This is a genomic window from Rhodoplanes sp. P11 (assembly GCF_964266735.1).
Lineage (GTDB): Bacteria > Pseudomonadota > Alphaproteobacteria > Rhizobiales > Xanthobacteraceae > Rhodoplanes > Rhodoplanes serenus.
Map to the genome: position 1 here is coordinate 35,604 of NZ_CAXWGY010000016.1, position 21,444 is coordinate 57,047.

Annotated in this window: 14 protein-coding genes; 5 read left to right on the forward strand and 9 right to left on the reverse strand. The window is 70.1% G+C overall.

Annotation, left to right across the window (positions count from 1 at the left end):
- Positions 1 to 25 precede the first annotated feature (25 nt).
- The 5 genes from ACFQUV_RS12005 to ACFQUV_RS12025 all read right to left on the reverse strand — a co-directional run bounded on the left by ACFQUV_RS12005 (position 26) and on the right by ACFQUV_RS12025 (position 5,875).
- Positions 26 to 226 (reverse strand): hypothetical protein, encoded by a 201-nt coding sequence (locus ACFQUV_RS12005; protein WP_111384075.1) that lies wholly within the window; start codon positions 224 to 226, stop codon positions 26 to 28.
- A 489-nt stretch (positions 227 to 715) separates the two neighbouring features.
- Complete coding sequence (locus ACFQUV_RS12010; protein WP_129609287.1) at positions 716 to 2,686, reverse strand: methylmalonyl-CoA mutase family protein; 1,971 nt, start codon at positions 2,684 to 2,686, stop codon at positions 716 to 718.
- A 292-nt stretch (positions 2,687 to 2,978) separates the two neighbouring features.
- Positions 2,979 to 3,227 carry a GlsB/YeaQ/YmgE family stress response membrane protein gene (locus ACFQUV_RS12015; RefSeq protein WP_111384073.1) on the reverse strand — a complete coding sequence of 83 codons (249 nt, stop codon included), beginning with the start codon at positions 3,225 to 3,227 and terminating at the stop codon, positions 2,979 to 2,981.
- A 204-nt stretch (positions 3,228 to 3,431) separates the two neighbouring features.
- A complete protein-coding gene (locus ACFQUV_RS12020; protein WP_129609288.1) occupies positions 3,432 to 4,646 on the reverse strand; it encodes a glycosyltransferase family 87 protein in 1,215 nt (404 codons plus the stop codon).
- A complete protein-coding gene (locus ACFQUV_RS12025; protein WP_129609289.1) occupies positions 4,643 to 5,875 on the reverse strand; it encodes a glycosyltransferase family 87 protein in 1,233 nt (410 codons plus the stop codon). Before ACFQUV_RS12025 ends, ACFQUV_RS12020 begins: the two co-directional genes overlap by 4 nt.
- Positions 5,876 to 6,426: 551 nt before the next feature.
- On the opposite strand from ACFQUV_RS12025, the gene ccrA reads away from it, so the two are divergent.
- Both ccrA and ACFQUV_RS12035 read left to right on the forward strand, forming a co-directional pair.
- Complete coding sequence (gene ccrA / locus ACFQUV_RS12030; RefSeq protein ID WP_129609290.1) at positions 6,427 to 7,704, forward strand: crotonyl-CoA carboxylase/reductase; 1,278 nt, start codon at positions 6,427 to 6,429, stop codon at positions 7,702 to 7,704.
- Between the two features lie 311 nt (positions 7,705 to 8,015).
- On the forward strand, positions 8,016 to 10,781 hold the full coding sequence (locus tag ACFQUV_RS12035; protein ID WP_165363909.1) for a phosphoenolpyruvate carboxylase: 2,766 nt from the start codon (positions 8,016 to 8,018) through the stop codon (positions 10,779 to 10,781).
- 159 nt (positions 10,782 to 10,940) lie between these two features.
- Here ACFQUV_RS12035 and ACFQUV_RS12040 read toward each other — a convergent pair whose 3' ends face one another.
- From ACFQUV_RS12040 to ACFQUV_RS12055, 4 genes are all read right to left on the reverse strand, one after another.
- Entirely contained in the window at positions 10,941 to 11,882 is a 942-nt protein-coding gene (locus ACFQUV_RS12040) for a transposase (RefSeq protein ID WP_378394911.1), read from the reverse strand.
- A gap of 335 nt (positions 11,883 to 12,217) precedes the next feature.
- Positions 12,218 to 13,165 (reverse strand): amidohydrolase family protein, encoded by a 948-nt coding sequence (locus tag ACFQUV_RS12045; RefSeq protein WP_129607141.1) that lies wholly within the window; start codon positions 13,163 to 13,165, stop codon positions 12,218 to 12,220.
- A 124-nt stretch (positions 13,166 to 13,289) separates the two neighbouring features.
- On the reverse strand, positions 13,290 to 14,285 hold the full coding sequence (locus ACFQUV_RS12050) for a TAXI family TRAP transporter solute-binding subunit (RefSeq protein WP_129607142.1): 996 nt from the start codon (positions 14,283 to 14,285) through the stop codon (positions 13,290 to 13,292).
- 90 nt (positions 14,286 to 14,375) lie between these two features.
- Entirely contained in the window at positions 14,376 to 16,619 is a 2,244-nt protein-coding gene (locus tag ACFQUV_RS12055) for a TRAP transporter fused permease subunit (protein WP_129607143.1), read from the reverse strand.
- 404 nt (positions 16,620 to 17,023) lie between these two features.
- Here ACFQUV_RS12055 and ACFQUV_RS12060 point away from each other — a divergent pair, with 404 nt between their 5' ends.
- From ACFQUV_RS12060 to glyS, 3 genes are all read left to right on the forward strand, one after another.
- Positions 17,024 to 17,962, forward strand: a complete 939-nt coding sequence (locus ACFQUV_RS12060; protein WP_129607144.1) for a glycine--tRNA ligase subunit alpha — start codon at positions 17,024 to 17,026, stop codon at positions 17,960 to 17,962.
- A gap of 186 nt (positions 17,963 to 18,148) precedes the next feature.
- Positions 18,149 to 19,249, forward strand: a complete 1,101-nt coding sequence (locus ACFQUV_RS12065; protein ID WP_378394914.1) for a Fic family protein — start codon at positions 18,149 to 18,151, stop codon at positions 19,247 to 19,249.
- Complete coding sequence (gene glyS / locus ACFQUV_RS12070) at positions 19,242 to 21,356, forward strand: glycine--tRNA ligase subunit beta (RefSeq protein WP_129607146.1); 2,115 nt, start codon at positions 19,242 to 19,244, stop codon at positions 21,354 to 21,356. The genes ACFQUV_RS12065 and glyS overlap by 8 nt, the downstream gene beginning before the upstream one ends.
- Positions 21,357 to 21,444 lie beyond the last annotated feature (88 nt).

A 21,444-nucleotide genomic window follows, 5' to 3' on the forward strand; every position in this document is an offset into this window, starting at 1 on the left:
ACGGCGACGCCGCGATCGGAGCCGCTCAGCGCAGCTCCGCCGGGGCCCGGCTGTGAGCGTGGGCGTGGCTGTGGGCATGGGCCGGCGCGACGCCGACGCTCTCCCAGCACTCGGGGGCACAATAGTGGTGGCCCCGGGTGTCGAAAAAGCGCGGGACCTCCACGGCGCTGCCGCAGGTCCGGCAGGTGGCGTCGCTGCTGCGCTGGCGAGAGTCGTCCGTTCGCATGGTTCCCCTCCTTCCCCACTCCCTCGGGCGCCGGCCGCTGCGGGACCGACACTCCCGTCCGTGTCGTTCATCCGCACGGAACGAGCACAATATGACATGAACTGGTCATGTAAGGGAAATCAAATTACCTGAACTCGGGGTTCATCTTCGCTGAAATTGCGCACCCCGTTGCACACTCGCAACATATGCGAATCCGCCCGGAAGCACTCGCGCGTTTCGCGCACAAGCCTGCGCCCACGCCCCTCGGTCGCCGCGCACAGGCGGGCGACCGCCTCGATGATCGGATGGAATGGTCCCGGGCTTCGCTGCGCTCAGCCCGGGCTACGGGCAACCGTAGCCCGGATCGAGCGAAGCGCGATCCGGGGCCGTCGTGGCCACACATCGGGAGGGCGCCCCTTCGGGCAGGGCCAGGGAGTCCCGGGCTTCGCTGTCCTCAGCCCGGGCTACGGCGACCACGGCGCCAGCGCCGGCGGCGCCAAACGCCCGCCGTCAGGCCGCCCTGTCGGAGCTGCGCGCGTCGACGATGCCGACCAGCTCGGTCATGATCCGGTTGAGATCGAAGTCCTTCGGCGTGTAGACGGCGGCCACTCCGGCGGCGACCAGCGCCTCGGCATCCTCGGGCGGAATGATGCCGCCGACCACCACCGGGACATGCGACACCCCGGCCTCCTTCAGCTTGGCCAGCGTGTCGGCCACCAGCTCCATGTGCGAGCCCGACAGGATCGACAGGCCGACGACGTGGACGTTCTTGTCGCGCGCCGCCTGGGCGATGTCGGCCGGCGTGAAGCGGATGCCCTCGTAGACCACGTCCATGCCGGCGTCGCGGGCCCGCACGGCGATCTGCTCGGCGCCGTTGGAATGGCCGTCGAGGCCCGGCTTGCCGACCAGGAACTTCAGCCGCCGCCCGAGCTTGCGCGACACCCGGTCCACCTCGGCGCGGACGTCGTCGAGATTGCGGGCGTCGTTGCGGGCCGCGTGCGAGATGCCGGTCGGCGCCCGGTACTCGCCGAAACCCTCGCGCAGCACGAACGCCCATTCGCCGGTGGTGACGCCCGCCTTGGCGCAGGCGATCGAGGCCGGCATGATGTTCTGCCCGCCGCGCGCCGCCTGGCGCAGCGCCGCCAGCGACGCCTGCACGGCGGCATTGTCGCGCGCCTCGCGCCACGCCCGCAGCCGCTCGACCTGCTCGGCCTCGACCTCCGGCGGGATGGTGATGATGGCGCCCTCGCCGGTCGGCAGCGGCGACGGCTCGGTCTCGATGAACTTGTTGACGCCGACCACCACCTGCTCGCCCGCCTCGATCTGCTCGACGCGGCGCGAGTTGCTCTCGACGAGCTGGGCCTTGAGATAGCCGGTGTCGACGGCGGCGACGGCGCCGCCCATCTCAAGAATCCGGCGCAGCTCGTCCTTGGCCTCGGCCTTCAGCGCCGCCACCTTCTCAGCGATCACGGTGGAGCCCTCGAAGATGTCGGCGTAGTCGAGCAGGTCGCTTTCATAGGCGAGAATCTGCTGGGCGCGCAGCGACCACTGCTGATCCCACGGAGTCGGCAGGCCGAGCGCCTCGTTCCAGGCCGGCAACTGCACGGCGCGGGCGCGGGCCTTCTTGGAGAGCGTCACCGCGAGCATCTGGAGGAAGATGCGGTAGACGTTGTTCTCGGGCTGCTGCTCGGTGAGGCCGAGCGAGTTGACCTGCACGCCGTAGCGGAACAGCCGCTGCTTGGGGTCGGCGACGCCGTAGCGCTCCGCCGTGATCTCGTCCCACAGCTCGCCGAACGCCCGCATCTTGCAGATCTCGGTGATGAACCGCATGCCGGCATTGACGAAGAACGAGATGCGCCCGACCACCTCGCCGAAGGCGGCGCCCTGCATCTCGCCGGTCTCCTTAACGGCGTCGAGCACCGCGACCCCGGTGGCGAGCGCGAAGGCCAGCTCCTGCACCGGCGTCGCGCCGGCCTCCTGGAGATGGTAGGAGCAGACGTTCATCGGGTTCCACTTCGGCATCTCGCGGGTCGTGAACAGGATCACGTCCTTGATCAGCCGCATCGAGGGCGCCGGCGGGAACACGTAGGTGCCGCGCGACAGATACTCCTTGATGATGTCGTTCTGGGTGGTGCCGGTCAGCTTGGCGCGCGGTACGCCCTGCTCGTCGGCGACCGCCACATAGAGCGCCAGCAGCCAGGCCGCCGTCGCGTTGATGGTCATCGACGTGTTCATCTCGCCGAGCGGGATGCCGTCGAACAGCGCGCGCATGTCGCCGATGTGGGAGATCGCCACGCCCACCTTGCCGACCTCGCCGCGCGCCAGCGCGTGGTCGGAGTCGTAGCCGGTCTGGGTCGGCAGGTCGAAGGCCACCGACAGGCCGGTCTGCCCCTTGGCGAGATTCTTGCGATAGAGGGCGTTGGACTCGCGGGCGGACGAGTGTCCCGCATAGGTCCGGATGATCCACGGCTTGTCGCGCATCGCGGGCGTTTCCCCAAACTGAGAAGTACTGTCAAAAAATTCCGGACCACACGGGTCCGGATCGGAGACCCGACCGCCGGCGGACATCGCAGTCCGGCCGACCTCCGGTCTCGCAATCAGCAGGGCGGGTCGGCCGCCCGTGCCGCGCGCCCGCGGCATGCCGGCCTCACGCCTTCTTGTTCGGTCGGCGTCCGGGAGCGCAGTCCGGTCCAGGTGGATCGAACGCCGCTCCGGACGTCCTCACGACCGCATTGTCGACGACGAACCGGGTCCCGCTTCGCCGGACAACGCGCTAGCGACGGACGAGCCCGACCACGACCAGCAAAATGACGGCGCCGATGGCCGCGTGGACCACCGCCCAGACGAAGCCGCCGCCCGGTACGACGCCGAGCCGCGGCAACAGGAAGCCCGCGATGGCGGCGCCGACGATGCCGACCCCGATATTGCCGATCAGGCCGAAACCGGCCCCGTGCACCAGCTTGCCGGCGAGCCAGCCCGCCAAGGCTCCGACGATCAGCCAGATCAGCAAGGACACGACCATGCTCCATCCCGGTGGCAGCAGCCCGTTCGCAGCGTCCGGATGACCGAACGGGATTGCGACGACACGCCGATGGAAGCTCCCACCATCGCGACGGCCGCAAACCAGCCCTCGAGGAACGCGCCTTTCGCACTGCGGGATGCAGCATAACGCGAGCGCGGCGGCCTTGTCAGCCCGGTCCTTCGGGGAATTTCCGCGGCAATTCGGCTAATGGCCGTCGGCCGGCCCGTCGGCAGGCGCCGGCACGGTGGCGCGACGCGCCGCCACGAGCGCCACGATCAGGGTCGCGAACAGCCCGGTCGGCACCGCCACGAAGGGGAACAGGAACACCAGCACGGCCGCCAGCGTCAGCGCCGCCGCCTCGCCGCGCCGGAACCCGTCGGCGAGGCCGAGCCGGATCAGGAACGCCATCGGCACCGCCAGCACCGGGAAATCGTAGATGTAGAGATAGGGCGTGGCGAGCAGCACGGCGGCGCCGAGCCCGGCGGCTTTCACCTCGAAGCACGCCGGCCCCCGCCACAGCCTGGCGATCCAGACAGCAGCGGCGGCGATCAGCAGCCCTTGCAGGGTCCAGGCCAGCGCCAGCGGGCCGCCGAGCCAGCGCACCAGACCGAGCAGGCTGTGCTGCTTGGCGATTCCGGCGCGCCCCTCGGCGAAGACGAGGACGCCCGTGGTGGCGACCGAGCGGACGAAGGCGGCCCAGCTCTCCAGCCCGAAGGCGGCGCCGGCGGCCACCGCCAGCAGCAGCGCCGTGACGGCCGCCGCCGCGATGGTGCGCCAGCGGCCGGCGGCGATCAGCGCCACCGGAAACAGGAGGCCGAAATGCGGCTTGTAGGTCAGCCCGCCGAGCAGCACCCCGGCCAGCACCGGATGGCGCCGCCATGCCGCCAGCGTGCCGCCCACCAGCGCCGCGGTGAGGAAGCCGTTCTGGCCGACCGAGATGGTCCACGGCACCGCCGGGAACGCGCAGGCGAGCGCCAGGCCGGGCCGGCGGCCGAGGATCGGCGCGATGGCGGCGACGTACAGCGGCAGGGTGACGGCGATCCAGGCGAACAGCGCCGGCACGAAGGGCAGCAGCGCGAACGGCGCCACCGCGAACAGGAAGGTCGGCGGATACGGCCAGTTATAATAACCGCCGAAGTCGTAGCCGACCGCCGCCGCCTCGGCCTGCCCGTGCGCCGCCCAATCATAGGCGTCGGCGGCCCGCCCCTCCAGCACCAGCCGGCCGGCCGCGTAGAGATTGACGAAGTCGCTGGCATAGGGGCGGCCGTCGCTGCCGATCAGCCACGCCCCCTGCACCGCGGCGGCGGCCAGGAACACGAGCCCGGCGAGCGACAGCATCAGGCCGATGGCCTCGAGCCGCGCCGCGGCGGGCGACAACGGCGGCGCGGGGACGCCACCCGGGATGGCCACGCCGCTCATGCGGGGCGCTCGGCGCGGCACTCGGCCCGCATGCGGCGGCCGACGAGGGCCAGCGTGATCACGATGCCGGGCAGGCCCACCGGCAGGCCGAGCACCGGCACCACGACGAACAGGGCGACGAACAGCGCCAGCGCCGGCCGCTCCCCGGGAAGGAATCCGTCGGCCAGCGCCCGGCGCAGCAGGAAGGCCAGCGCCACGGCGAGCACGGTGAGGTCGTACAGATACACATAGGGCGTGGCGAGCAGCACGCCGGCTGCAGTCGCAGCCGCCTTCATGTCGTGCGAAATTTTCTCATTTCGCCAAACTAGGCAAAGCAGGACGGCCGTCGTCCCCGCCACGACCAACTGGACCGCCCAGGCGACTTGCGCGCCGCCGCCGAGGAGCCGCACCAGGGCGAAGACGCTCTGGAACTTCTCGAAGGCGGCGTCGGAGCTTGACAGCAGCGCGTGCGCCGTCAGCGGCAGCCAGTGCAGGAAGGCCGCCCAGGCGCCGACGCCGAACACCAACAGCGTGGCGACGCCGAGCGCCAGCGCCGTCACGGTCGCGGCCGCGATCACGGTCCACCGTCGATCGACCAGCAGGATCAGCGGAAACAGCACGCCGTATTGCGGCTTGTAGGTGAGGAGCCCGAGGCAGACGCCGGCCGCGACCGGATGTCGCCCGAGCCACAGGAGCGTGCCGCCGATCAGCGCCGCGGTGAGAAATCCGTTCTGGCCCGGGATCAGGTTGGGGAGCAGCACCGGGACGGCGCCGGCCATGAGCCAGCCGATCCGATCGCCGACGATCGCCCGCACAGCCGCGACATAAAGCGGCAGCGTCACCGCCATCCAGCTCACGAAGGCGGCCCCATAGGGCAGCGTCGCCAGGACGGCGGCGACCATCAGGAACGGCGGCGGATAGTGCCAGCCGTAATAGGCCGGCACGGCGCGGCCGAGCACCAGGTCCTCGGCGGCGCGGTGGGCGGTCCAGTCCCAGGCGGCGGCCGGATCGCCCGCGAGCGCCAGCTTGCCGGCCGCGTAGACCATCACGAAATCGGTGTGAACGGGATGCCCGGTGGCGTCGACGATCCAGTCACCGGAGAGCCCGACGACGGCCAGATAGGCGACATGCGCCACCACGAGAGCGAAGCAGACGAGCCGCAGCGCCTCGCCGCCCTGCGGCACACCGGCGGCGCTCGGGCGGGGCGTGCCGTCACGGAGGCTCCGGACGATCGAGGCCGGCGCGGTCACCCGTGGCTCCCATCTGAGAGCCCGTTTGGAAACTCCGACGGGGCTGCGCCGGAGCCGATTCCGGCCGATCCGGCAGGAGCCGATCGAAGGGCGTACCAGGGAGTACGGTCGAGATCGGCGACGCACCGGGCGGCCGAAAGCGGCCCGGCCCCTGAACTCGGGCTCGCCGAGTTCAGCTCGTCATGCGACGCAAGTCGGGCAGGCCCGACTTGCGGGGGAGTCGCGATGCGAACGCCGGCCGCGGCGTCGAGAATCTCGCCGATATCCCCGATATCGGCGTCGCTTCTCTCCTGGCCTCCGGCTGTTCGCATTGCGACGCAACCTCCGTCCGAGTTTCCAAACGGGCTCTGACGACCCCACTCGGTCGGCTCCCCTCGTCGGCAGCGCGCGCGACGCGCCGCGCCGATCAATCCCCCCTCCGAATTGACGAAGCCTTAAGGGCTCCTCGCCCCCTGCGACCGTGGTACTTGTTGCGGCGCGAAATCGCCTGATGCACACTCGTGGCTCACGCGGACAACAAGCAGCTCTTTTTTGACCGGCGGAGGAATCCCATGTCGGCCGTGACCCAGCTCAGATCATCGACCGAGCCCAAAGACCTTTATGAAATCGGAGAGATTCCGCCGCTCGGCCATGTGCCGGCCAAGATGTATGCGTGGGCGATCCGGCGCGAGCGTCACGGCCCGCCGCAGAGCGCCATGCAGATCGAGGTGGTGCCCACCTGGGAGCTCGGCGACGAGGACGTGCTGGTCCACGTCATGGCGGGTGGCGTCAACTACAACGGCATCTGGGCGGCGCTCGGCCAGCCGATCTCGCCGTTCGACGGCCACGACTCGTCCTTCCATGTCGCCGGCTCGGATGCCTCCGGCATCGTCTGGGCGGTGGGCAGCAAGGTGCACCGCTGGAAGGTCGGCGACGAGGTGATCGTCCACTGTAACCAGGACGACGGCGACGACGAGGAGTGCAACGGCGGCGACCCGATGTTCTCGCCGTCGCAGCGCATCTGGGGCTACGAGACGCCGGACGGCTCGTTCGCGCAATTCTGCCGCGTCCAGTCGCGCCAGCTCCTCAAGAAGCCCGACCATCTCACCTGGGAGGAGGCGGCCTGCTACACGCTGACGCTCGCCACCGCCTATCGCATGCTGTTCGGTCATCCGCCGCACACCCTGAAGCCGGGCGACAACGTGCTGGTGTGGGGCGCTTCGGGCGGCCTCGGCGTGTTCGGCGTGCAGATCTGCGCGGCGGCCGGCGCCAACGCCATCGGCATCATCTCGGACGAGTCGAAGCGCCAATACGTGCTCGACCTCGGCGCCAAGGGCGTGATCAACCGCAAGGACTTCAAGTGCTGGGGCCAGATGCCGCAGGTCAACACGCCGGAGTACACGGCGTGGGTCAAGGAGGCCCGTAAGTTCGGCAAGGCGATCTGGGACATCACCGGCAAGAAGGACGTCGACATCGTCTTCGAGCATCCGGGCGAGTCGACCTTCCCGGTGTCGTGTCTGGTGGTGAAGCGCGGCGGCATGGTGGTGTTCTGCGCCGGGACCACGGGCTTCAACATCACGTTCGACGCCCGTTATGTGTGGATGCGGCAGAAGCGCGTCCAGGGCTCGCACTTCGCCCATCTCAAGCAAGCCTCGCAGGCGAACCAGTTCGTGCTGGATCACCGCATCGATCCGTGCATGAGCGAGGTGTTCTCCTGGGCCGACATCCCCCTCGCCCATCACATGATGTGGCAGAACCAGCACAAGCCGGGCAACATGGCCGTGATGGTCAACGCCCCGCAGCGCGGGCTCAAGACCTTCGAGGACGTTCTGGAGGCGGTCGGCGGCTGAGCGGCCGGCGCGTTTTCATCGCGAGCGACGCCCGTCATCGTGCGCTCCGGCGACTCCGTCGCCGGGGCGCTTTTCGTTTCGGACGAAACCAATTCGGTCCGTCCGTCTTGTCCGCGAGCGGCGCCCAACGGCGCCGCGGTCGATCCTGCTGCGTCGCGTCGCAGCGGCGATAGAGCGCCTGTCGCGATCGCGTTCGCTCGCGTCTTGTGAGCCGCACGGCGTGGCTCGCTTTGCCGTCGATGCCGGCTCGCCGGCGCGCGCCGCTCCGATCCGACCACAGTGCCATGACCGCCCGAGATGACCGTATCGCCATGACCGCACCCGCTCACCTGCACGATGCCTTCACCAAGTGGTCGGCCGACTTCACCCGCCTGCTCGACGTCTTCTGCCGGGTGGTGGACGGCAGCCGCGAGGGGCCGGAGGTCGCCGACTTCGTGCGCGACTGCTTTGCCGGCGAGCGGACGGACTCTGCCGGCGAACGGCCGGACTCCGAGCCCGCCCCGACGGCCGAGTCCGCGACAACCGCGACCGCCGACGCGCTGGCGCGCGGCCAGGCGCTGTCCATCGCGTTCCAGCTTCTCAACATCGTCGAGGAGAACACCACCAACCAGATGCGCCGCCGCGCCGAGGGTCGCCGCCACGAGCACGAGCCCGGCCTGTGGCGCCACGATCTCGACGACCTGATCGGCCGCGGCCACGACGAACAGGCGGTCCGCCGCACCCTCGCGACCGCGGCCTTCGAGCCGGTGCTCACCGCGCACCCGACCGAGGCCAAGCGCGCCACCGTGCTGGAGCATCACCGCGCGCTCTATCTGCTCATGCTGGAGCACGAGACGCGCTCGTTCACCGACATCGAGCACGCCATCCACGATCGCCGTCTCGCCGCCGCGCTGGAGCGGCTGTGGCGCACCGGCGAGATCATGCTGGAGCGGCCCGACGTCGCGAGCGAGATCCGCACCGTGCTGCACTACATGGACACGGTGTTCCCGGACGTCGTCGAGCTGCTCGACCTGCGCTTCCAGGAGGCGTGGCGCTCCGTCTTCGGCTCCGCGGCGCCGCCGCTGCCGCGCCTCGGCTTCGCCACCTGGGTGGGCGGCGACCGCGACGGCCACCCGTTCGTCACCGCCGCGGTCACCCGCGGGATGCTGGAGAGCCTGCGGACGGGCGCGCTGCGCATGCTGCACGGCCGCCTCGCCGGGCTCGCGGCCCGCATCAGCCTCGCCGCCGACGCCGCGACCGTGCCGCCGGCGCTGCGCGAGCGCCTGGAGGCGACCGTGGCCCTCGTCGGCGCGCGCGCCGCCGCGGCGCTCGACCGCAATCGCGGCGAGGCGTGGCGGCAGATGATCAACCTGATGCTGCTGCGGCTGGCCGACACCCGTGACGCCGGCCCTGCCGCCTATCCGGCCGCCGCCGCGCTGCTCGACGATCTCGCCGTCATCCAGGCCGCGCTGATCGAGGCCGGCGCCCCCCATGTGGCGAGCGCCGACGTGCGGCCGCTGATGGCCCTCGTCCGCGCGTTCGGCTTCCATCTGGCGCGGCTCGACATCCGCCAGAACAGCGCCTTCCACGACCGCGCCATCGCCGACCTGCTCACCGCGGCCGGCTGCCCGCGCACCGACTATCCGGAGTGGAGCGAGGCCGAGAAGCTCGCCTTCCTGGCCGCCGAGCTGGCCGGCCCGCGGCCGTTCACCGGGCGGCATACGCCGCTCGATGGCGAGGCCGCCGCGGTGGTCGAGGTCTTTCGCGTCCTGCGGTCGCATCTGGCCAGCCACGGCCCCGCCGGGCTCGGCCCGCTGATCGTCAGCATGACGCGCGGCGTCGCCGATCTGCTCGGCGTCTATCTGCTGGCCCGCGAGGCCGGCCTGCTGATCGATACCCCGGAGGGGCCGGCCTGCGCCCTGCCGGTGGTGCCGCTGTTCGAGACCATCGCAGATCTGGACGCCTGCGACCGCATCCTCGATGCCTTCCTGGCGCACCCGATCACCCGCCGCACGCTGGAGCATGTCCGCCGCTGCGACGGCGCCGCCGAGCCCGAATGCCTGGTGATGATCGGCTACAGCGACAGCAACAAGGACGGCGGCATCCTGGCCAGCCACTGGGGCCTGCATCTCGCCCAGGAGCGCCTCGCCCGGGTGGGGCGCGCGCGCGGCGTGCGCATCACCTTCTTTCACGGCCGCGGCGGCACCATCGGGCGCGGCGCCGGACCGACCCATGCGTTCCTCGATGCCCTGCCGGCCGGCACCCTGACGGGGCATCTGCGGGTGACCGAGCAGGGGGAGGTGATCGCCCAGCAATACGCCAACCGCGTCACCGCGACCTTCCACCTCGAACGTCTGCTGTCCGGCGTCACCCGCACCTCGCTGCTGCACGCGACCGAAGCGGCCGAGCCGCATCCGCTGCGCGGCCTGTGGGGCGACGTGGTGACGCGGAGCTTCGCGGCCTATCGGGCGCTGGTGGAGGCCGACGGCTTCGTCGACTTCTTCCGCGCCGCCACCCCGATCGACGCGATCGAGCAGAGCCGCATCGGCTCGCGGCCGCCGCGGCGCAGCGGCCGTGCCACGCTCGCCGATCTGCGCGCCATCCCGTGGGTGTTCTCGTGGAGCCAGGCCCGCTTCCACCTGCCCGGCTGGTACGGGGTGGGCAGCGCGCTGGCCTGGCTGCGCGACGAGAAGCCGGACGGCTTCGCGGCGCTGCGCGCGGCGCTGCCGGAATGGCGCTTCCTCGCCTATGTGCTGCTCAACGTCGAGGCGAGCCTGACCATGGCGAGCCCGGAGACCATGCGGCTGTACGGCTCGCTGGTGGAGGACGAGGCGCTGCGCGAGCGCATGCTGGACCTGATCCTGGCGGAGCACGCCCGCACCCGCGACGCCCTCGCGGCGCTGTTCCCGACCCCGATCGCCGAGCGGCGGCCGCGCTTCCTGCGCACATTGGCGTTGCGGGCCCGCGGCCTCGGCTGGCTGCACGCCCGCCAGGTGGAGCTGCTGCGCGCCTACCGGGCCTCCGGTGAGGAGGCGGTGCTCGACGCGCTGCTGCTCACCGTCAACGCCATCGCCATGGGCCAGAAGACGACGGGCTGATCTTGTTTTCGGTGGTCGGAGCGGGTCGGCGAGCAATGCGAGCCACGGTGAGGGGCGTCAGCATCGAAGGATGATGTTCAACGCCGCGCTCTTGGCGCTGACGCGCCGCGCGTCGACCCTCGGGTCGAAGCCCGAGGGCAGGCTCTCTCCCCGCAAGCGCTAGGGCATGCACAGATTTCCGGTTGCGGCTGCGGCGGCGTGGATTTTGAACTGTTCGAGGCCGTGGCGGAACGTGATGGGGCCGGGCGGGCGGGAAGATGGATAGCCGTCCCAGCCGCCCAGCCGAGCGATGATCCAGGCGGCCCAGGGGAGGCTGCGAGGTGGGTGCGGATTTCTCTGGAGCGCGGTCCTCCCGCGATAGGCGGCATCGAGTGCATCGAGCACGTCGAGCTCGTGTGGCGTGAAGGCCGTGCCGGCGGGCTCGGCGCCGGTGCCGTCGCGTGCCTGCAGGAGGGCGAGCGTGACGGCGGCCGCCTTGGTGGCGACGGCGGCGAGCTTTTGCAGGCGGTCGGCGGTCTCGATCTGGCTGTCCTCGAGGCGCAAGCCTTGCGTCTTCATCAGGCGGAACAGCTGCTCGATGGTCCAGCGCCGCCGATACCAGTCGACGATCCGCCACGCCGCCGCGGCGTCGTCGACCGGATGGGTGGTGAGCAGCCGCCAGTGCAGCGGCACGACGCCGGCGGGCGGGCCATGCTCGACCACCTCGACCAGCGTGAGCGGCACGCTCTCGGGCAGATGGCGATGGTGGCTCCCCCTCGGCCGGCGCAGCACGACGGGGCCGAACCGCAGGGTCAGCGTCGCGCTGCGGGCCGGGCGCTGCGGCGATCGGGCCGGCAGGTCGAGCGTCCCGGTCGCGCCGCCGACCAGGCCGAGGCTCGCGCCGGTGTCGGCGTCGAGCGCCAGCATGGCGTGCACCAAAAGGCCGTGCCCCGTGCCCTTGCCGATCTCGCCAAGCCCGCGCCGCCGCCCCGGCCGGGTCGAAATGGTGATCTCGCTGGTGTCCTGGATGGCCAGCACATGCCGCCCGGCCGCCGCCGGCCCGGTCTCGCTGCTCCACCCCTCGATCAGACGCGCGACCGTGACCTTCTCGTTCCCCAGCAAGCGATGAAACCGGACCTCCGAGGACCGTCGGCCGCCGCTCAGACGGCGCAGACACACGCTCTGGCGCGTGACCATGCGTTCGAGCAGCGCCGCCCCCCTTTATCGAGGCGACGATCCCCGAACCGGCCCAACGACAATCCGCTGCTCCCCATCGCGACACTCCGATCAGCCCGAAGTGTCCGACATGGAATCATGCGAAGCCCCCACTACGGAAGAGCTGCCGACACCCCCGAGTCACTCCGCCGCACCACGATGTGTGCATGCCCTAGCCCGCAAGCGGGGAGAGGTGAAGCCGTGCCACTCCCACACCCCGAGCTGATCCGACAGACCGCGTCTCACGCCGGCGGCAGCTCGAAGAACTCGGTCGGGTTGTCGACCAGCATCAGCTGGCGGCTGCGCTCGTCCTCGGCGATCTGCGGGATCAGGTCGACCAGCTCGCCGTCGTTGGGCATGAAGCGCGAGATGTTCGGGTGCGGCCAGTCGGTTCCCCACAGCACCCGGGTGGGGGCGTGGCGCACCAGCGCCCGCGCCAGCGCGACGCTGTCGGCGAACGGCGGCCCTGCCCGCGACAGGCGATCGAGGCCGGACAGCTTCACCCACACGGTGCCGCGATCGAGCAGCTTCTTCAGCGCCCCGAAGCCGAAGCCGGTGACGCCCTCGGTGACGTCGACGCGGCCGACATGGTCGATCACCACCTTGGCGCGGATGGCGGTGATCAGGCCGAGGGTGTCGAGCAGCTCCTTGCCGCCGACATGGACGGCGACGTGCCAGCCGAACGGCGCCACCCGCTCGACCACCGCCCGCACGCCTTCGGGCGACGGCCGGTTGCCGAGATGCGGCAGGAAGTTGAAGCGGACGCCGCGAACCCCGGCGGCGTGCAGGCGGGCGATCTCGTCGGCGTCGACATCGGCGTCGAGCAGCGCGACGCCGCGATAGCGGTCGCCGACATCGGCGAGGAAATCGAGCAGCGCCGCGTGATCGGTGCCGTGGCAGGTCGACTGCACGATGACGCCGCGCCCGAAGCCGAGCCGCCGGTGCAGCGCCAGCAGCATCGCCTTGGGGGCGTCGTGCGGGGTGAATGGGCGCTTCGCCGCATAGGGAAAGACGGCGTGCGGCCCGAAGACGTGGAAATGCGAGTCGCAGGCGCCGGGCGGCGGCACGTAGCTGGGCTGCGTCGGATCGGGGTCCGGCGGCGGGCACGTGGGTTGCGCGCCCTGCTGCGCCCCGCGCTGATCGCTGGCTTGCACGCCGAGCTGCCGTTCGGCGGATGTCGCGGACGTCATGGTCGCCTCCATCCCGATGGCCGTGTGACGCTCGGGCCTCCGCTCGTGCCGGCATCGATCGCCGCGGCTCTCGCCACGGCGATCTTCGGGCCGGACCTTCGCGGCGCGGCGGTCCGTCCCGAGCCTACATCTGCACCCCCTTTTCTGCAAAGTACTTGAGGGCGCCCGGATGCCACGGTGTCGACGAGTTGGCCTTGAGCTGATTCTTGTAGTCGATGCTGGCGGCCTCCTTGTGAACGGCGACCAGCTCGTCCTTCTTGTCGAAGATGGCCTTGACGATGTCGTAGGCCATCTGGTCCGACATCTTGTCGTTGGTGACCAGCACGTTCCACACCACGGTGATCTTGTTGTCCTTGTCCTGGCCCGGATAGGTGCCGGCCTTGATGGTGTCGGCCGCGTAGAGCGGGCCGTGCTTGGCGTTCATCTTATCGACGGTGTCGGCGTGATCGACCATCTTGATCTTGACGCCCGGGGTGGCGCCGAGATCGGTCACCGCCGCGGTCGGCAGCCCGCCGACCCAGAAGAAGGCGTCGATCTTGCGGTCCTTGATGGCGTTGACCGACTCGGCGACGCCGAGCCGCTCGCGCTTGAGGTCCTTGTCCTTGTCGAGCCCGGCCGCCTCGATGACGCGGAACGCCATCACCTCGGTGGCACTGCCCGGCGAGCCGGTGGAGACGCGCTTGCCCTTGAGGTCCGCCATGGTCTCGATGCCGGTGCCCTCGATGGTCACCACATGCATGCGGTTGGGGTAGAGCACCAGCAGGGTGCGCACCTCGACCTTGCCGCCGCGGAACTTGTCCTCGCCCTTGTAGGCGTCGAGGGCGGCGTCGACCATGGAGAAGCCGACCTCGCTCTGGCCGGAGCCGATCAGCTTGAGGTTGTCGACCGAGCCGCCGGTCACCTCGGCGGTCGCCTGCATGCCCGGGATCGCCTTGGACAGCACCGCCGCCAGCCCGCCGCCCATCGGATAGTAGACGCCGCCGGTGCCGCCGGTGCCGATCGCGATGGTCTTCTGCTGGGCGACGGCGACGCCGACGGTCAGCGCGCCGACGGTCAGCACACCGACGGCCAGCACGGCGGCTGCCGCACCGGCCCATACGCTGCGGAATCGGAACTGCATCTGGACGTTCTCCCTTACGATCAGGTGTTGCTTTTATGGCTGGTGTCGCGGTCGTGGCCGGCCGGCCCGGCCGACCACCCGAACGGGGCGTCATGCCGGCCGCGCTTCACCCCGCGTCCTGATCTGGTGCAAGACTAGCAGAGCCACCAGCGCGAGGCCAAACCAGGCGGGGTGCGGCACGTCGACCCCCACCAGCCACTCGGTGGCCGGCTCCAGGAGGCTCGGGAACACCAGCAGCAGGCCGGCGACGATCCACAGACCGCGCTCGCCGGCGGCGACCGCCCGCCAGGCCCAGCCCTGCGCCGCCACCGCCAGCGCGCCGAGGCCGATCGCCGTCTTCAGCGCGATCAGCACGACGTCCAGCACGGTGCCGCCCTTCGGCACCGCCATCAGCAGGCCGACGCCGAGCGGATCGAGGATGAACACGAAGGGCACCAGGAAGGCCGGCAGCGTGTATTTCCATGCCTGGAGCGTGGTGCGGTAGGGATCGCCCCCGGTGATGGCGGCGGCCGCGAAGGGCGACAGCGCGGTCGGCGGCGACACCTCGGACAGCACCGCATAGTAGAAGATGAACATGTGGGCCGCGAACTCCGGCACGCCGAGCTTGATCAGCGCCGGCGCCGCGATCACGGCGCAGATGATGTAGGAGGCCGTCACCGGCACCGCGAGGCCGACGATCCACACGATCAACGCCGTGTAGAGCGCCGTCAGCAGCAGGCTGTTGCCCGCATAGGCGAGCACGATCGACGAGAACTTGAGGCCGAGCCCGGTGAGCGTGACGACGCCGACGATGATGCCGGCGGAAGCACAGGTGGTGGCCGCGTTGAGCACCCCGATGGTGCCGTCGGCGAGCGCCCGCACGAGCTTCTTCGGCCACAGCGCCGTGTCGGGCCGCAGGAAGCTCAAGCCCAGCACCAGCAGCGTCGACCAGAACACCGACAGCATCGGCGAGTAGCCCGCCACCATGAAGCCGACGACAGCCACCAGCGAGGTGAAGTGGAAGCCGTAGCGCCGGAGCATCTGCGGGATGGTCAGCGAGGTGTCGTAGGGCACCGCCTTGGCGCCGAACCGCCGGGCGTCGAGCTCCACCATGAACAGGAGCGACAGGTAGTAGAGGCAGGTCGGGATCAGCGCCATCCAGATCACGTCCAGATAGCTGATCTTGAGGAACTCGGCGATCAGGAAGGCGGCGGCGCCGAGCACCGGCGGGGAGAGGATCGCGCCGAGGCCGCCGGCGGCCAAGAGGCCGCCCGCCGCGTTCTTCTCGAAGCCGGCACGCGCCATCATCGGATAGGCGACGGCACCGATCGTCACCGTGGTGGCGACGCCGGAGCCCGACGGCCCGCCGAGCAGGAACGACGACAGCACCACGGTGCGGCCGGCGCTGTTGGGCTTGCCGCCCATCACGGCGAGCGAGAAGTTGATGAAGAACTTGCCGGCGCCCGAATGCTGGAGGAAGGCGCCGTAGATGGTGAACATGATGATCAGGCTGGAGGAGACGTCGACGGCGACGCCGAAGATGCCTTCCAGCGTGATGAACAGGTGGCCGACGAGGCGCGTGAAGGTGTAGCCGCGATGCGTCCACGGCGCCGGCAGATGCGGCCCGACGAGGGCGTAGACGATGAACAGGATCGCCACCACCGGCATGATCCAGCCGGTGGTGCGCCGCGTCGCCTCCAGGAGCAGGACGATGAAGACGACGCCGAGCACCACGTCGAGATGGTCCGGCATGGTGGCGCGGTCGGTGAACTCCTCGCCACCGATGAGCGCGTAGCCGAGAATGCCGACGCTGGCGATCGCCGCCACCACGTCCCACCAGCGGATGGCGTTGCGGAACCGCGTCGCCAGTGGGAACAGCAGGAAGCACAGCGCCATCACGAAGGCCACGTGGACGTAGCGCAGCGTCTGGGTGGGGACGATCGCGTAGGCGGCGTAGAGGTGGAACAGGGTCGACACCACGGCGATGGCGGTGACGATCATGCCGGCGCGGCCGGAGAGCCGGTTGGCGGCTCCCTCCTCCTGCTCGATATAGGCTTCGGCCTTGCGCAACGCCTCGTCGCTGATGGCGCCTTGAGACGTGAGGCGGACGTCCGGCAGGGCGGAGTCGACCGGCGCCGGCCGGCCGGAGGAGCCCGGCACATAGCCGGGCGGCGGCTCCAGCGGCCGGAACGGGTCGTTCTTGTCGGCGGCGCCGTACAGCGACGAGCCGGGCAGCGGCGATCCTGGTGACGAGGCCGGTGCGCCGGGCGTCGCCGCCGCGGTGCCATCCGACGAGGGCTGGCGCCCGGACCCCGATGGCGGCGCGGAGTGCGCGCCGGTACGCTCGTCGGCCATGCTCGCGTTCCTGCCCTGGGGCCGCCGGGGAGACGGCTGTTCGTTTGTCGCAGGCTCTGGCGGCCCGCGTGTCTTGGGAAGCCTCCCAAGAGGCGGGAAAAATGTCTAGTGGGACGAAGGGATGACGGAGCGTTCCGGCGGGCGGCCGGGCCGCGCCGCCCCAGTTCCTGGCGGCGCCCCCTCGCGCCGCCGGCGTGGTTGGCCATCGTCGAAGCGTCGCGGCGTCTCGCGATGCGTGCATCGCGAGACGCCGGGGCGAGAGAGGGCAGCACAGGCGCCCTCGCCTTGACCCCCCGAATCCCTGCCTCTAGGGTCCGCAGCCGCCGGCCGAGGCCCGGGCGCGCCGTCGTGGCGACGCCGGTCGCGGCCGCGCCCATCGCCGTTCTCCGCCGCTGCGAGCCGCCATGCCCGATATCGAATTGCCGCCGCACATGCGGCCCCAACGCTCGTTCCAGGGGCTCATCCTCGCCCTGCAACGCTACTGGGCCGACTACGGCTGCGTCATCCTCCAGCCCTACGACATGGAGGTCGGGGCCGGCACCTTCCACCCGGCGACCACCCTGCGGGCGCTCGGCCCAAAACCGTGGAACGCCGCCTATGTGCAGCCGTCGCGCCGCCCCAAGGACGGCCGCTACGGCGAGAACCCCAACCGGCTCCAGCACTACTACCAGTTCCAGGTGATCCTGAAGCCGTCGCCCGAGAACCTCCAGCAGCTCTATCTCGACAGCCTCGCCGCCATCGGCATCGACACCCGCCTGCACGACGTCCGCTTCGTCGAGGACGATTGGGAGAGCCCGACGCTGGGCGCCTGGGGGCTCGGCTGGGAGTGCTGGTGCGACGGCATGGAGGTGTCGCAGTTCACCTACTTCCAGCAGGTCGCCGGCTTCGAGTGCGCCCCGGTGGCGGGCGAATTGACCTACGGGCTCGAACGCCTCGCCATGTATGTGCAGGGGGTCGAGAACGTCTACGACCTCGCCTTCAACGGCCGCGACGACGACAAGCGCGTCACCTACGGGGACGTCTTCCTCCAGGCCGAGCAGGAATACTCGCGCCACAATTTCGAGCACGCCGACACCGACATGCTGTTCGAGCAGTTCCGCATGGCGGAGGGCGCGTGCCGCAAGTATCTCGACACCGGCTGGGCCGACGAGGCGCGCACCCGCCACACGATGGCGCTGCCGGCCTACGACCAGTGCATCAAGGCGAGCCACGTCTTCAACCTGCTCGATGCCCGCGGCGTCATCTCGGTCACCGAGCGGCAGAGCTACATCCTGCGGGTCCGCGAGCTGGCCAAGGCCTGCGGCGCCGCCTGGCTCGCCACCGCCGGCGGCGGGGCGGGGTAGGGCGAGCCTGCCGGGCAGGCCGACCCTCGTCGATGATATGAAATGACAAGCGGGGACCGGCCGATTATAAGAATTCAGCCGTTTTTACAATCCGTGCGGGTCGGCTGAGCCGACATGAAACGGGACGACTTCGCGCGATCGCCAGCGAGGCGGCTCGTGCCCACCGAGCGCGGGCAAGTCGCTTTCGTGCCTCACGACCTGCCACCGCCCGATCTCGACCTGTCGCGGCTCGCGGCCCCCTTGGCGATCGCGGCCCAGCGACTGGGTGAGCTGAACGGCATCGGCCGGACGCTTCCCGATCCCTGGCTGCTGATCCAGCCGCTCCAGGTGCGGGAAGCCCTCACCTCGTCCAGCATGGAGGGCACCTACACGACGGTGGATCAGCTCCTCCTGATGGACGCCGGCGGTAGCGCGCGCGAGCCATGGCGCGACACGGTCGAGGTCCACAACTACCGCCGGGCCTTGGCCCAGGCGATGGACAGCCTGGCCGACGTGCCGCTGTCGCTGCGAACCCTCCGGAATGCCCATCGGACCCTGCTCGCCGGCGTCGCCCGTCACCGCGGCGCCGACGCGCGGGCCGGCGAGTTCAAGCAGCGCCAGAACTTCATCGGCGCCCACGAGATCGAGAATGCCCGGTTCGTCCCGCCGCCGCCGAGCGAGGCCATCGCGGCGCTGGACCGGCTGGAAAAGTATATTCATCGCGAGGATCGCGGCGGCATCCCGGATCTCGTCGACGCCGCGCTGATCCACTACCAGTTCGAGACCATCCATCCGTTCGCCGACGGCAACGGCCGGGTCGGGCGGATGCTCATCACCCTGCATCTGCACGCCCGTCAGGCGATCCGGCAGCCGCTCCTCTATCTCAGCCCGGTGTTGGAGCGCCGCAAGGACGAGTACATCGACCATCTCTTCGAGGTCTCGCGGGCCGGACGGTGGGGCGAGTGGATCGACTTCTTCCTCGCGGTCGTCGCGGAAGCCTGCCAGAACGCCATCGACACCGCGGACGCACTCCTCGCCCTGCAAAAGGAGTATCGGAGCCGCCTGCGGGACGCCGGCCGATCCGCCAACCTGGTGGCGATCACCGACCTCCTGTTCCGCTCGCCGGTGGTCACCATCCCTCGGCTCGCCGAACATCTCGGGGTGCAGTACCGTTCGGCCCAGCTCAACGTCGAGTCCCTGGTGCGGGTCGGCATTCTGAGCGAGGTTTCCGGAACCTCCAATCCGAAGTATTTCATCGCCCGCGAGATCCGCGACATCATCACCCAAACCATGAAGTCCGATGCCTGACCTCCTGCTCGAGCTCTTCTCCGAGGAAATCCCGGCCCGCATGCAGGCCCGGGCGGCCGAGGACCTGAAGAAGATGGTCACCGACCGGCTGGTCGATGCCGGCCTGGTCTACGAGGGCGCCACCGCCCTGGTGACGCCGCGGCGCCTGGCACTCGCCGTGCAGGGCATCCCGGTCCGTCAGCCCGATCTCCGCGAGGAGAAGAAGGGGCCGCGGGTCGGCGCGCCCGAGAAGGCGGTCGAGGGCTTCCTCAAGAGCGCCGGCCTCGCCTCGCTCGACCAGGCGACCGTCCAGAAGGACCCCAAGAAGGGCGACTTCTACGTGGCGCTGATCGAGAAGCCCGGCCGGCCGGCGATCGACGTGCTGGCCGAGATCCTGCCCCTCGTGGTGCGCACCTTTCCGTGGCCGAAGTCGATGCGCTGGGGCACGGGGCGGCTCACCTGGGTGCGGCCGCTGCATTCGATCGTCGCCACCTTCGGGCCGGAGACCGAGGACCCCGACGTGGTGCCGTTCACGGTCGACCACATCACGGCCGGCGACACCACCCGCGGGCATCGCTTCCTGGCGCCGGACGTCATCCGGGTGAAGCATTTCGACGATTACGTGCAGAAGCTCGAGGGCGCCAAGGTGGTGGCCGATCCGGCGCGCCGGCGCGACATCGTGCTGCACGAGGCGCGGCAGCTCGCCTTCGCGCAAGGGTTCGAGCTGGTCGAGGACCAGGGATTGTTGGACGAGGTGGCCGGCCTCGTCGAATGGCCGGTGGTGCTGATGGGGTCGTTCGACCCGGCCTTCCTGAAAATCCCCGACGAGGTGATCCGTGCCACCATCCGGGCGAACCAGAAGTGCTTCGTGGTGCGCGACCCGAAGACCGGCAAGCTCGCCCCGCGGTTCATCCTCGTCTCCAACACCGAGGCGGTGGACGGCGGCGCCGCGATCGTCGCCGGCAACGAGCGGGTGATCCGGGCGCGGCTCGCGGACGCCAAGTTCTTCTACGAGACCGACCTGAAGACCAGGCTGGAAGACCGGCTGCCGAAGTTCTCGCAGATCGTCTTCCACGAGAAGCTGGGCACCCAGGCCGAGCGCATCGCCCGCATCGGGCTGTTGGCGGTGGAGCTGGCGCCGCTGGTCGGTGCCGACGTGGAAAAAGTCCGGCGCGCCGCGCAGCTCTGCAAGGCCGACCTGCTCACCGAGGTGGTGGGCGAGTTCCCCGAGCTGCAAGGGCTGATGGGCAAGTACTACGCGCTCGCCCAGGGCGAGGATTCTTCCGTCGCCGCGGCCTGCGAGGAGCACTACAAGCCGCAGGGCCCGGCCGACCGGGTGCCGACCGACCCGGTGTCGATCGCCGTCGCCTTGGCCGACAAGCTCGACACCCTGGTGGGCTTCTGGGCCATCGACGAGAAGCCGACCGGCTCCAAGGACCCCTATGCGCTGCGCCGCGCGGCGCTGGGGGTGATCCGCATCGTGCTGGAGAATGGGTTGCGACTCGACATGACCCCCATACTGATCAAGCACTCAGACCTTTTTGCCAACCACAACTGGGCGTCTACCGTATTCGACCTGCTCGACTTCTTGGGTGAGCGTCTAAAGGTGCAGCTCAGAGAGCAAGGTGCAAGGCCCGACCTCGTCGATGCTGTTTTCCGGCAAGGGATTCGCGCCGAGGTGCAGATGCCGGGCATGGAGAATGTCCGCGACCTCCTCCTCATCGTCCGCCGGGTCGAGGCGCTGGCGAAATTCCTGGACACCGAGGATGGCAAGAACCTCTTGGCCGGCGTCAAGCGCGCCACCAACATCCTGCGCATCGAGGAGAAGCGCGACGACACCCGCTACACCGGGGCGGTCGATGCCGGTCTGCTGCGCGACGCCGAGGAGTGGCAGCTGTTCCGGGCGATCGAGGCGGCGCAGGGCGAGGCCGAGGCCGCGGTGGCGCGCGAGGATTTCTCGGCCGCCATGCGCGCCATGGCGACGCTGCGACCTCATGTCGATGCATTCTTCGAGCGGGTGACGGTTAATGCGGACGAGGCCCCCGTGCGGGCGAATCGGCTGCGGCTGCTCGACGGCATCCGTGCCGCCACTCTCGCGGTCGCGGATTTTTCCCGTATCGAGGGCTAGCAAATTCGGCGCCGCCAGTGGAAACTGCCGGCCATAACAACCGGATGATTTCAGTTCGGACGAGGCCCGCGAACGGGCCGTGATATCA